This window comes from Streptomyces sp. NPDC002467 (assembly GCF_042889825.1).
GTDB lineage: Bacteria > Actinomycetota > Actinomycetes > Streptomycetales > Streptomycetaceae > Streptomyces.
Map to the genome: position 1 here is coordinate 1 of NZ_JBIARJ010000035.1, position 11,741 is coordinate 11,741.

Annotated in this window: 13 protein-coding genes; 9 read left to right on the forward strand and 4 right to left on the reverse strand. The window is 72.3% G+C overall.

Features of this window, described 5'->3' with window-relative positions:
• The first annotated feature begins 130 nt into the window (after positions 1 to 130).
• The 3 genes from dapE (at position 131) to ACFYYJ_RS39890 (ending at position 3,020) form a co-directional block, all read left to right on the forward strand.
• Positions 131 to 1,264, forward strand: a complete 1,134-nt coding sequence (gene dapE / locus ACFYYJ_RS39880; protein ID WP_389139605.1) for a succinyl-diaminopimelate desuccinylase — start codon at positions 131 to 133, stop codon at positions 1,262 to 1,264.
• Between the two features lie 178 nt (positions 1,265 to 1,442).
• On the forward strand, positions 1,443 to 2,387 hold the full coding sequence (locus tag ACFYYJ_RS39885; RefSeq protein WP_389139607.1) for a hypothetical protein: 945 nt from the start codon (positions 1,443 to 1,445) through the stop codon (positions 2,385 to 2,387).
• A gap of 66 nt (positions 2,388 to 2,453) precedes the next feature.
• The gene (locus ACFYYJ_RS39890) at positions 2,454 to 3,020 is read left to right on the forward strand and encodes a DinB family protein (protein ID WP_385366540.1); all 567 of its coding nucleotides are present in this window, start codon (positions 2,454 to 2,456) and stop codon (positions 3,018 to 3,020) included.
• 5 nt (positions 3,021 to 3,025) lie between these two features.
• On the opposite strand, the gene ACFYYJ_RS39895 is transcribed toward ACFYYJ_RS39890, so the two are convergent.
• Positions 3,026 to 3,487 carry a DUF5990 family protein gene (locus tag ACFYYJ_RS39895; protein WP_389139610.1) on the reverse strand — a complete coding sequence of 154 codons (462 nt, stop codon included), beginning with the start codon at positions 3,485 to 3,487 and terminating at the stop codon, positions 3,026 to 3,028.
• A gap of 293 nt (positions 3,488 to 3,780) precedes the next feature.
• On the opposite strand from ACFYYJ_RS39895, the gene ACFYYJ_RS39900 reads away from it, so the two are divergent.
• Positions 3,781 to 4,617, forward strand: coding sequence for a class II glutamine amidotransferase (locus ACFYYJ_RS39900; RefSeq protein ID WP_385366538.1), 837 nt, complete (start codon positions 3,781 to 3,783; stop codon positions 4,615 to 4,617).
• 202 nt (positions 4,618 to 4,819) lie between these two features.
• Positions 4,820 to 5,290, forward strand: coding sequence for a hypothetical protein (locus tag ACFYYJ_RS39905; protein ID WP_385123515.1), 471 nt, complete (start codon positions 4,820 to 4,822; stop codon positions 5,288 to 5,290).
• Here the strand turns inward: ACFYYJ_RS39905 and ACFYYJ_RS39910 are convergent.
• On the reverse strand, positions 5,284 to 5,694 hold the full coding sequence (locus ACFYYJ_RS39910; RefSeq protein ID WP_389139613.1) for a UBP-type zinc finger domain-containing protein: 411 nt from the start codon (positions 5,692 to 5,694) through the stop codon (positions 5,284 to 5,286). The genes ACFYYJ_RS39905 and ACFYYJ_RS39910 overlap by 7 nt on opposite strands.
• Positions 5,695 to 5,809: 115 nt before the next feature.
• Positions 5,810 to 7,057, reverse strand: coding sequence for an NAD(P)/FAD-dependent oxidoreductase (locus tag ACFYYJ_RS39915; RefSeq protein ID WP_389139615.1), 1,248 nt, complete (start codon positions 7,055 to 7,057; stop codon positions 5,810 to 5,812).
• 93 nt (positions 7,058 to 7,150) lie between these two features.
• On the opposite strand from ACFYYJ_RS39915, the gene ACFYYJ_RS39920 reads away from it, so the two are divergent.
• Both ACFYYJ_RS39920 and ACFYYJ_RS39925 read left to right on the forward strand, forming a co-directional pair.
• The gene (locus ACFYYJ_RS39920; protein WP_389139617.1) at positions 7,151 to 8,344 is read left to right on the forward strand and encodes an alpha/beta fold hydrolase; all 1,194 of its coding nucleotides are present in this window, start codon (positions 7,151 to 7,153) and stop codon (positions 8,342 to 8,344) included.
• A 117-nt stretch (positions 8,345 to 8,461) separates the two neighbouring features.
• On the forward strand, positions 8,462 to 9,196 hold the full coding sequence (locus ACFYYJ_RS39925) for a translation initiation factor IF-2 (RefSeq protein ID WP_389139619.1): 735 nt from the start codon (positions 8,462 to 8,464) through the stop codon (positions 9,194 to 9,196).
• Positions 9,197 to 9,247: 51 nt separating this feature from the next.
• Here the strand turns inward: ACFYYJ_RS39925 and ACFYYJ_RS39930 are convergent, their stop codons facing one another.
• Positions 9,248 to 9,883, reverse strand: a complete 636-nt coding sequence (locus tag ACFYYJ_RS39930) for a TetR/AcrR family transcriptional regulator (protein ID WP_385123505.1) — start codon at positions 9,881 to 9,883, stop codon at positions 9,248 to 9,250.
• A 147-nt stretch (positions 9,884 to 10,030) separates the two neighbouring features.
• Between ACFYYJ_RS39930 and ACFYYJ_RS39935 the strand changes: the two genes are divergently transcribed.
• Both ACFYYJ_RS39935 and ACFYYJ_RS39940 read left to right on the forward strand, forming a co-directional pair.
• Entirely contained in the window at positions 10,031 to 10,672 is a 642-nt protein-coding gene (locus ACFYYJ_RS39935; protein ID WP_389139622.1) for a DsbA family oxidoreductase, read from the forward strand.
• 84 nt (positions 10,673 to 10,756) lie between these two features.
• Positions 10,757 to 11,692 carry an NADP-dependent oxidoreductase gene (locus tag ACFYYJ_RS39940; protein ID WP_389139624.1) on the forward strand — a complete coding sequence of 312 codons (936 nt, stop codon included), beginning with the start codon at positions 10,757 to 10,759 and terminating at the stop codon, positions 11,690 to 11,692.
• The last annotated feature ends 49 nt before the right edge of the window (positions 11,693 to 11,741 follow it).

Consider the following 11,741-nt stretch of genomic DNA (forward strand, 5'->3'; position numbering starts at 1 on the left):
CCCGGCAAGGTCGCGTTCGACGACGGTGCCCGCGTCACCTACTGGATCCCGGCCTCCGGCCTCGCCCTGCGCTTCATCATGTCGTCCTGACCGACTTCGATGAGACTGGGCAGCCTGGTTTCATCGAGGGATGCGACCCGTTCCCCTCGCGCTCGACCTCCTCCGTCTCGACGCGGCCGAACTGACGGCCCGGCTCGTCGACATCCCGTCCGTCAGCGGCACCGAGGAGCCCCTCGCCGACGCGGTCGAGGACGCGCTGCGCGCCCTGCCGCACCTGGTCGTGGACCGGTACGGCAACAACGTGGTGGCCCGTACGATGCTCGGCCGCGCCGAGCGCGTCGTGCTCGCCGGGCACCTCGACACCGTGCCGATCGCCGGCAACGTCCCCTCCCGGCTGGACGAGAACGGCGTGCTGTGGGGCTGCGGCACCACCGACATGAAGTCCGGCGTCGCCGTCCAGTTGCGCATCGCGGCCACCGTGACCGAGCCCAACCGCGACCTCACCTTCGTCTTCTACGATCAGGAAGAGTCCGCCCCTCACCTCAACGGCCTCGGTCGCCTCGCCGAGGTCCGCCCGGCCTGGCTGGCCGGTGACTTCGCGATCCTGCTCGAACCCTCCAACGCCCATGTCGAGGGCGGCTGCCAGGGCACGCTCCAAGCAAGGCTGACGGCCAAGGGCGGGCGGGACCGCTGCGCCCGAGACGGGACGGGCACCAACGCCATCCACGCCGCCGGCCCGATCCTGGCCAGGCTCGCGGCGTACGAGGCGCGCAAACCCGTGGTCGACGGCCTGGAGTACCGCGAGGGCCTCAATGCCGTACGGATCGACGGTGGCGTCACCGGCAACGTCCAACCCGATGCCTGCACGGTCACCGTCAACTTCCGCTACGCCCCCGACCGGACCGTCGAAGAAGCGGAAGCGCACGTCCGTGGGGTGTTCGCGGACTGCGACGTGGACGAGTTCACCCTCCTCAGCGCCCGCACCGGCGCGCTGCCCGGACTCTCCCACCCCGCGGCAGCGGCCTTCATGGAGGCGGTCGGCGGACGGGCCATGCCCAAGTTCGGCTGGACCGACGTCGCGAGGTTCAGCGCCCTGGGCGTACCGGCCGTCAACTACGGGCCGGGGAACGCCCTGCTCGCCCACACGCGTGACGAACGAGTGGAGACGGCGGCGATCCTCCACTGTGAAGAGAAGCTGCGCGCCTGGCTGACCCGACCGCCCCACGAGCCCGGCCACCAACCCGGCGACCCCCGACCCCACTGACCCCCTGTGGGCGGGCCCGGTGCGCGTCACGGCGTGGTCGGAATCCGTGCATCGGAGTGGCTCGCGGCGCCGTTGATGGCGTGGCTCTCTTGACGCCCGCACCCGCTGCCTAGGGTCGGCGGGAGCAGGCCGGCACGACGGAGGGCTGCCGGCCGGTCACGGAACGGGTGGGTGAATCGTGGAACGCATCACGGTCAGGCCGTACGAAGACGAACCGCTGGTCCCCTCAAACCAGATCCGGCGGCGGATGATCCGGCGACGCGCCGCCCTCGCCGGGCTGCTGCTCCTGTGCGTGTTGCCCGCGCAGGCCGTGGACGCCGCCGAACCGCACGACGCACACCACCCGTCCACCGGCCGTTGGCTGTACGTGTCCGACTACGGCAACAACCGGGTGGTCACCCTGCCCACCCGGGGCGGCGGCGAGAGCGTGCTCGTCCTCGACGGCCTGGTACGCCCGACGGGTCTCGCGTGGGACCGGGCGGGCAGCCTCTACATCGCCGACACCGGCAACAACCGCGTCCTGCGGCTGCTGCCGGACGGGGGCGGGCAGGTCACCGTTCCCACCGACGGGCTCTCGCGCCCGCTGGGCCTCGCCGTCGACGCGTCCGGCAACCTCTACATCGCCGACAGCTTCAACGACCGCGTCGTGAAGGTTCCCGCCGACGGCAGCGGCCAGACCACGGTCCCGACCACCGGGCTGTTGCACCCCTGGGGACTGGCCCTGGCACCCAACGGGGACCTCTACGTCTCCGACTTCGTCAACGACCGCGTCGTCAGGGTGTCCGCCGCCGGCCGCCAGAACACCGTCCCCGTCGAAGGACTCTCGCAGCCCACCGGGCTCGCTCTGAGCGCCACCGGAGACCTGTACGTCTCCGACAGCGGCAACAACCGCGTGGTGAGGATCGCGGCCGTGACCGGCGCGCAGACCACCGTGCCGTTCACCGGTCTGAGCAGCCCGCTCGGTCTGGCCCTCGACCACCGCGGCACCCTCTACGTGGCCGACGGCTTCAACAACCGCGTGCTCCGCCTCCGCACGAACGGCACCCAGACCGTACTGAACCCCACCGGCCTCAACACCCCCACGGGCCTCGCCTTCCCACCGCGCACCGGCGCAGACGGATAGCCCCGGGTCGCGACCGGCGCACGCAACACTCGATCAGGATGACCGACGTCCCAGCGAGGGAAACCCATGGCACTGGACTGGAGCACCCTCCTCGCCGACCAGCTCGACTGGCACTGGCATCACCAGTTGCGCGCGCGGCTGGACGGCCTCACCGACCAGGAGTACTTCTGGGAACCCGTCCCGGACTGCTGGTCAGTGCGGCCTCGCGGCAGCGGTACGGCCCCCGTGCGGGCCGGCTCCGGCGACTTCACGATCGACTGGGCCCATCCGGAGCCGGTTCCCCCGCCGGTCACCACGATCGCCTGGCGCCTCGGCCACATCCTCGTCGGTGTGCTGGGGGCGCGCAGCGCCTCGCACTTCGGCGGACCGCCCGTGGACTACATGACGTTCGCGTATCCGGGCACCGCTGCGGAGGCGTTGGAGCAGCTCGACGCCTCGTACGCGCGGTGGGTCACCGGAGTGCGCGCCCTGGGCACGGAGGGGCCGGCGCGGCCCTGCGGCGAGGCGGAGGGCGCCTACGCGCGGGAGCCGATGGCGACGCTCGTCCTGCACATCAACCGCGAGGTGATCCACCACGGAGCGGAGATCTCCCTGCTCCGGGACCTGTACGCCCACCGGGCCCACCGGTCCTGAGGCAGTCAGTCCGCGGCCCCGGCGGACCAGCCGACGACTGGTGGCCGGACGGCTGCGCACAGCGGCCGGCCATGGGCGTCGGTCAGGCCGAGGCGGGCGACCAGCAGCCCGCCGTTCGCCGCGGCGTCGGCCACCGAAGGGTCGACGGCGTCGAGCATGAGCTTCGCCCGACGGAACATGGTGCGGACACCGGCGCCGTCGACCCCGCTCCACGCGAGGTAGACGAACCGCCGCCCGGGACGGCCCTGGATCCAGGGGCCCGTCACGTCGACGCCCGCCGCGCCACGGCGCACGGTGCAGTCAAATGTCCAGACCACCGAGCCCGCATCGCCGGGACGGGGGTCCAGCGGCTGCCCGTCCCGCGCGCGTGGCTGGACGGCGACGTCGATGGCGTCGTACCCGGGGAAGCCCGGGCCGGCCGGACAGGCGAGGCCCGGCAGGTCGAATCCCTCGATCCGGATCTGCACGGAGCCACTCTGCCATCCTGCCCGCCCACGTCCTCGGGCCGGGCAGGGTCAGTCCTGGTCGAGATCAGCGGAGATGGGTGTCAGAGCCCGGCCGAGGGCGATGTCGGCGACGGCTTGCCGGCCCGCCTTCATCCCGAGACCGGAGCGAGGGCCGTACGGTCCGTGTCCGCGTGGCGGTGCACCCTGATGGAGACGAGAATGAGATGGGCCGGACGAGCGCTACCCGGCCGGCCCGGGACCGAGCGGCGCGTGGTTTTCGCCGCACGTGCACCAGAAACAACAGGTGGTCGCTCATGTGCCGATGGCTCGCGTACTCGGGAACGCCTCTGCTGCTCGACACCATCCTCTACAAGCCGGCCCACTCTCTGATCGATCAGAGCCTGCACTCGAAACTGGGCGTGGAGACGACGAACGGGGACGGCTTCGGTGTCGGGTGGTACACCGAGGAGGACACCGGCGGTCCCGCGATCCTGAGGGAGATCGGCCCCGCCTGGAGCAACCGCAACCTGCGGGAGATCGCGGACCACGTCCGCTCGCCCCTGTTCTTCGCGCACATCCGGGCGACGACCGGTACGGCGGTGCAGCAGACGAACTGCCATCCCTTCCGATACGGCCGCTGGATGTTCATGCACAACGGCGCCATCGCCGACTTCCACCTCGTACGCCGCGACCTCGTACTCCTCATCGACCCCGCGCTGTTCGCGCACATCGAGGGGACGACGGACTCCGAGGTGATGTTCTACCTGGCACTCACCTTTGGCCTCGAAGACGACCCGCCGGGCGCGGTGGCGCGCATGGCCGGCGCGGTGGAGGCCGCGGGTCGCGGGCACGGAGTGGAGTTCCCCCTCCAGATGACACTCGCCGTCAGCGATGGCGAACGCCTCTGGGCCTTCCGCTACTCCAGCCAACGTGACTCGAGGTCGCTGTTCTACAGCACCCGGGTGGACACGCTGCGCAGACTGCACCCCGACATGAGCTTCCTCCAGGAAGTGTCGGACGAGACCCGCCTGGTCGTGTCCGAACCCCTCGGTGATCTGCCCGGCGCCTGGAACGCGGTACCCGAGAGCACCTACGGCGTCGTGCACGCCGGCGCCGACGAGTTGCACACGTTCGCTCCCGCGGCGGCGTGACTCGTCGGCACCAGGGGTGTTCGCGTTCGGGTGGCTCCGGAACCGATGTCACTTCGGGACGAAGCCGGACGAAAATCATTCGGAACGGCGGGCCGATCGGGGTGGCGATCGGCGCCCCGGGGGGGCAGGCGGCATCATGGGATGCTGACGGTCCGTCGGCACATCCGCGGACGGCGGCCCAGGGAAACCCATGGAGGCCCGCATGAACTCCGCGTGGACGCGCACGCTGCCCCTGGTCGCCGTTCTGGCGGCTCTCGCCACCGGCACCGCGGGATGCTCGAACGGCGGCTCACCGTCCGAGGTCGCGTCGAAAGCGGCCTCCGCCGTGCAGTCGGCCGGGGCGGAGCTGGAGGCCGCGGCAGGCGAGGCGAAGAAGAAGCTCGACAGTGTGAAGGACGGAGCGGACGCGAAGTCCGATGTGCGCCTCGGAACACCGTCCAAGGACTCCGACGGGCGCAGCACCGTGCCCGTGACGGTGTCCAACACTGCCAAGGACCAGAAGTCGTTCGCCGTCCAGGTCAACTTCCGCGACACCGGCGGCAACCTCCTCGACACGGTCGTCGTGACCATCACCGACGTCGCCGCCGGGGGCACGGGACAGGGCACCGCCCGGAGCACCCGCAGCCTCTCCGGTGACGTGCAGGCGAGCGTCGGAACGGCTCTGCGTTACTGAACCGGTCCGGCACTGTCGGGAACGAGGAAGACCTCGTCGGCGTAGCACCACGCCCAGGGCTCCTCGACCGCCACGGCGATCGGGTGGCCCGTGTCGGCGGCGTGCTGCCAGGCATGGGTCCCGGCGGAGCTGTCGCAGCAGCCGTTGTGGCCACAGTCGAGGCAGATCCGCAGGTGGACCCAGTCCTGCCGGCCCGCGGCCGTGCACTCGGCGCAGCCGGTCACCGGCAGCCGTGACGGGGTCGGCCGTTCCTCGTCGAGGTGCCGGCAGGCGGGTGGTCGTGGCCGTCCTCCGTCCGGGGCGGTCCGCCAGCCCGCCGGGGGCAGGCGTACGGAGCCCTGCCCCCGGCCCGGGTCCCGGCCCCGTGCGTCTGCGGAGCCTGTCCTGTCTCCCGCATGTGTCATGGCCGTCCTCGCATGTGGTCTCCGTTCTCGTCTTCCGATGCGGAGCGGGCTACGGATGCACGGGAAGCGGGTCTGCGTCCGGCGTGCTGATTTCGGCGGAACTCAGGCGTGGTGCTCAGCCCCGGAGGTCCGCACGGACCTCGCTGGCGGCTCTCGTCCCCGAGGCCAGTGCGCCTTGGAGCGATCCGGTCGCCCGGTGGTCCCCGCAGACGTACCGGCCGGCGCCCAGGCGGGTCGTCCTGATCAGCGGCATCGGTGGGGGCATGGCGGGGAGGGCGTCCCGTACCGTGCACCGGTGCACCAGCTCCCAGGCGTCGGTGTCGGCGGTGTAGGCCTCGGCCAGGGCAGCCCGGACCACCGCCTCCTGCGCCGGGTCGGGTGCGCCGAGGACGGATGTGGAGATCAGCGCCCGGCCGACGGGGGCGTAGCCGGGGTGCACCTCGCTCACCACGCAGGTGTTGAGGAACCGGCGCCGCGTGTCGACGAGGAGGGTGGGCTCGCGCAGAGGGGAACGGGCGGCGGCGTGGTAGAGGGTGGTGACGGTGCGTCCGGCCGGGACGTCGAGTCCGGGCACGAGCCGGGCCGCCGCACTCTGACCGGTGGCGACGACCACCGCGCGTGCCCGCAGCGGTGTGCCGTCCGCCAGCACCACGCCGTCCTCGGTCAGTCGGGCGACCGGCGTCTCCAGGCTCAGGACACCGGCCGGTAGGCGCCCGGCGAGCTGGGCGGGTACCGCCGCGATGCCGTCGGCGGGCAGGCACAGGGTGCCGCGCAGCATGCTGCGCCACACGAAGTCGAAGACACGTGAGGAGGTTTCGAGCTGGTCCTCCAGGAAGACTCCGGACAGGAAAGGCCGGAAGAAGCTCTGGACCAGTTCGTCCGACAGGCCCGCTTCCGCCAGTGCGGTGAGGGTGGTCCTTTCGGGGCGTGCCCGCAGTCGCCGGGGTGGCAGGAGCACGTCCCGTGCGGTCAGGATCCCCAGGGCGGTCAGGTCACGGGCCGAGGCGAGCCTGCCGGGAAGCAGGTCGCCGCTTTGGCGCGGGCGTCGGGTGGGGTCGACGAAGCGGCGCAGCCGTCCCTCACCGGTGTGTACGAGCACTCCGGGGGTGAAGGGCCGCAAGCGGAGCCGACGGAGCGCGAGACGTCGCTTCACCTGGGGGTACGACGTGTTGAGGACCTGGAACCCGCGGTCGGTGACGAAGCCGGCGACGCGGTCGGTGCGCATGCGCCCGCCGACCGCGTCCCCTGCCTCCAGCAGGATGACCTTGATGCCTCCGGCGAGCAGGTCGGCCGTGCAGGCGAGTCCGGCGGCGCCCGCACCGATCACGATCACCGCGTCGTCGGCACCACGTTCTCGCCGCATGGACGACCACCTGCCCCTCAGCCATCGGTCAGCCAACGTCGACCACACGCTACGCGGCACCGAGCCGGGTGCCGGTGGGGCGCACCGTCGGCGGTGCCCGGTCTGCCGGACCGGCGGCACGCCGCCGCGAAAACGGACGCTCCGGAAACGGACGGCGCGGAGGCGGACGGCGCGGAGGCGGACGGCGCGGAGGCGGACGGCGCGGTCGAGCCTCCGGGCGGCGCCGGTCCGGTGGAGGGGCCCGCGGCGCGGGGCAATACTGGACGCATGGGACGCGGGCGCCTGGTGCGAGTGCCGCGCGGTCCGGCGGCGGTGGCGGTCGGTGGGCTGCTGCTGCTCGGTCCTTCGGGTGTCGGCGCCCCGGCGGCTCCTCCCCCGACCACCCCTCCCGCCACCTCCGGTCGTGTGGACGGCGGCCGGCAGGTGACCCTGCCCGACGGTCGAAAGATCTACGTGGACTGCCGGGGGCACGGCTCCCCCACCGTGGTCCTCGAGTCCGGCATCCACGACTCCTCCGACGTCTGGAGCCTGACCGAGACCCGGCCACCCGTGCCCTCCTCCCCCGCCACCCTGCCGGGCATCGCGCGCGGTGCGCGCGTGTGCACGTACGACCGGCCCGGCACGATCCGCTACACGACGCCGCCCACGCTGACCGACCGGAGCACCCCGGTGGCCATGCCGCGCAGCCTGCCGGCGCTGGTGACCGAGCTGGACCAGACCCTGACGGCGGCCGGGGAGAAGGGCCCGTACCTGCTCGTCGGTCATTCCTTCGGCGGGATGATCACCCGGCTCTACGCGCAGACCCACCCCGAACGGACGGCGGGCCTGGTGTTCGTCGATGCCTTCGGCCCCGAGATCCGGGACGGGCTGGGGGCCGACTGGCCCGCGTACGCCCGCCTGGTCAACCGACCGGGGGTGCCCGTCGAGAAGGATCCGGACTTCGAGACGATCGACCTCGACGGCGCGATGGCGGCGGTGGAGAAGGGGCCGCGCCTGCCCCCGGTACCCATGGCGGTCATCAGCAAGACCGAGCCCTTCGCGGTGGCGCCGGGCACTCCGAGCACGCTGATGAAGGCGGTCGAGGCGGCTTGGCCGCGCTTGCAGGGTGGCCTCGTGACGCTGGGTCCGAACACGCCGCACGTCCTGGCCACGGGAAGCGACCACTACGTGCAGCTCCACGATCCCGACCTGGTGACCGCCACGGTGGACCTGGTCTTGAACCGGGCCCGCCACGGGCCGGCGGCCCGGTCGGAGGAGGCGCCGACCGGCGGGTCACCTGCCCGGTGACCCTTCACGCTCCCGTCCCCCGGCAGAGCAGTGGTCAACGCCCCGCCCTGCGAGCCGCGTTGTCGGTGCCGGCCCATACCCTCGGTGCACGTGCCGTATCGAGACGAAGGTGGACGCGTGCGCCGACTGCTCCTGCTCGCCCCGCTGTTGCTGTTCACCGTCGGCTGCGGGGTGCTGCAGTCCTCCGAGGGCGAGGCGACGGACGCCGCACGGGAGGTGGCCCGGACGGCGGGCGAGCGGCTCTACAGCCAACGCCCGCGCACGGCCGAGGAGGTCGGACTCTCCGCTTCGGGCATCGCCGGGGTGGAGGTGCTGCGCGTGACCGGTACTTCGACGCACGACGGGGAGGGTGTGCGCGTGGTCGTCCGCACGTCGGGGTCGGCGTACAGAGGATGGATGAACGCCGAGCAGATCGTCGTGCGGCGCTGTTTCCTCATACGGGTGTCGCCCAAGTCGCAGTGGCGCGAGGAGCCCGATGACGTGGACTGTCCGGACGGTCCCGCGCTGACCTTCGCCCCGCCACCCGCACCGCCCGCACTCCCCTACGAGGAGCTCCGCTCCAAACTCCCCCGGGTACCGGAGGGCGGCCGGGTGGACGAGGCCGAGGTGCGCCGCGCGCTCGCCGCCCTGGACATGGATCCGGCGATCCGTACCGAGGTGAAGGCGGACGCCGGCCTGGTCGGTGTTCTCCTGGCGGTGAAGGGCAACGGCTTCGACGCCCAGGACTGCCTTCTGGCCCGTGTGGCCCCGGGAGCCACCGACGTCTGGTCGCCGCCCCGGATCCAGCGGATGCCCGGAGAAGGCGGCTGCACCGTCGCCAACGCCCTGCACCCACTGCCGCCACCGCACTGAACAGCCGGCCCTGTACGCACACCACTGCGCCCGCGGCGCACAGCGCGGCCGCTACGACGCCGCCGAGACCATGGCCGGGTCGTCGGGCGCTTCGGTGGTGGCCGGCGGGCGGCCCAGGAGGGCGAAGGCGGAGTCCAGGCAAGCGGCCGCGCTCGCCGGGTCGGGGTCTACCTTGCGCATGATCTGCAGGCCCTGGACCAGGTTGAGCAGGAGCAGCGCGCCCTGACGCGGGGTGACGGCCGGTGCGAGTTCCCCGTCGCGTGCGGCCCGCTCCAACTGCGCCGTGAACGCCCTCTCGGCGTACTGGAGGTTGCCACGGGCCAGTTTCGCGACCTCCTCGTCGTGCGGCAGCAGCTCGGCCATGCTGTTGACGCTGAAGCACCCGGAGCTGCCGGGGGCCGCGTCGGCCGCCAGGAGCCGGCCCAGGACGTCCCGCAGCGTGGCGAGCGCCGGCCCCTCCTCGTCGAGCGCGGTGCCGAGCAGCCGGGTCTGGTGGTCGAGGTAGCGACCGAGGGCCCGGATGAACAGCTGGTGTTTGTCCCCGAACGCCGCGTAGATCGATCCGCGCCCCAGCCCCAGCTCCTCCACGAGGTCGCTCATCGCGGTCGCCTCGTAGCCCTTGCGCCAGAACAGGATCATCGCCCGGTCCAGGACCGCTTCTTCGTCGAACGTACGTGGTCTCGCCATGCACCCCACGGTAGCGAAGGTCGGCAGCCCCCGCAGCACGTATTTGACCGCTCGTTCCAGAATCGGTTAAGTTATGGAACGAGCGGTCCGGAACCCACGAGGTGAAACCGGCCCATCCGTGAGACAGACCCGTCAGGAGCGAGCGTCGTGAAGGTCGAGATCTATTCGGACCTGGTGTGTCCGTGGTGCTACATCGGCAAGCGCCGCTTCGAGAAGGCGTTGGCCGCCTTCCCGGAGGCGGCGGGCGTCGAGGTCGTCTACCGGCCGTTCCAGCTGAACCCCGCGGCCCCCGAGACGCCGGAGCCCTCGGCGCGGGTCTACGAGCGCAAGTTCGGCCGCCCCGCCGAGACGATCTTCGGGCCGCTGACCCGGGCCGCGGCCGCCGAGGGCATCACCTTCCGGATGGACGAGGCCCTGGCCACCAACACCTTCCAGGCGCACCGGCTGCTCTGGTTCGCCCGGCGGCACGGACGACAGGCCGAGATGAAGGAGCGCCTGCTGGGGCACTACTTCACCGACGGCGGGGACCTCGGCGACCGCGAAGCGCTCGCGGGGCTCGCCGAGGCCGCCGGTCTCGACCGCGCGGCGGCGCTGGCCTTCCTCACCTCGCCCGAAGGGGCCGACGAAGTCCGCGCCGAACTGGCCGAGGCCACCGACCTCGGTGTCACGGCGGTTCCCACCTTCGTCATCGACGGCACCTTGGTGCTCCAGGGCGCCCAGAGCCCCGAGGTCCTCCTCGGCGCCCTGGAGAGGGCCGCGGCCGACCGCCGCCCCGCCCCCACCGCCTGACCTCTTCCCCCCTCCCCCTCTCCCCCTCTCTCACACGGCCGGGCCGCTCGGCGGACCGGCACGGACTCGATCAAGGAACTTCCCATGAAGGCAGCAGTCATCGACCAGTACGGCCAGGTCCGCGACGTGGTCCGCGTCACCGACGCGCCCGTCCCCGCCATCGGCCCCCGCGACGTGCTCGTCGAGGTCCGCGCGGCCGGGGTCAATCCGGTGGACCACCTGATCGTCAAGGGCTTCATGAGCGCGGGTGAGCCGGCTCAGCCGCTCGTCATCGGGAACGAGCTCGCCGGCGTGGTGTCCGGGGTCGGCTCCGAGGTCACGCGCTTCGCGGTGGGCGACGAGGTCTTCTCCCGCGTCGACCCCCGCGTGGGCGGCGCCTTCGCCGAGTACGCGGCCGTGGACGAGTCGCTGGTCGCCGCCAAGCCGTCCGGCCTGACGTTCGAGGAGGCCGCCTCGCTGCCCCTGGTCGCACTGACCGCCCTCCAGGCGCTGACCGAGCAGGCCGACGTACGGGCCGGGACCCGCCTGCTCGTCCACGGCGCCGCCGGCGGCGTGGGCTCCGCCGCCGTGCAGATCGCCAAGCAGCTCGGCGCCGAGGTCGTGGCGACCGCCAGTGCCGGCAGCGTGGAACTGGTCCGCGAGCTCGGTGCCGACCGGGTGATCGACTACCGGGCCGAGAAGTTCGACGAGGTCGTCTCCGACGTCGACGTCGTCCTGGACACCATCGGCGGCGAGACCCAGGAGCGGTCGTTCGGCGTGCTCAAGACCGGCGGCACCCTGGTGTCGATCGTTCCCATCGCGGACGCCGAGGCCAAGAAGGCCCGGTGGAACGTCGAGGCCCGCAGCTTCTTCATGCGCCCGCACGGCGAGCAGCTCGCCCACCTCGCGGGCCTGGTGGAGTCCGGGCGGCTGCGGCCGATCGTCGAGACGGTCTTCCCGCTCGACGAGGCCTCCGAGGCCCTGCAGAAGGTGGAGCGGGGCGGCGCCCGCGGCAAGACCGTCATCGCGGTCAGCGCCTGAGCGTCCCCCGCTCACGGAGGCCGCCGACCGCCTCCGGCCGGCGGCCTCC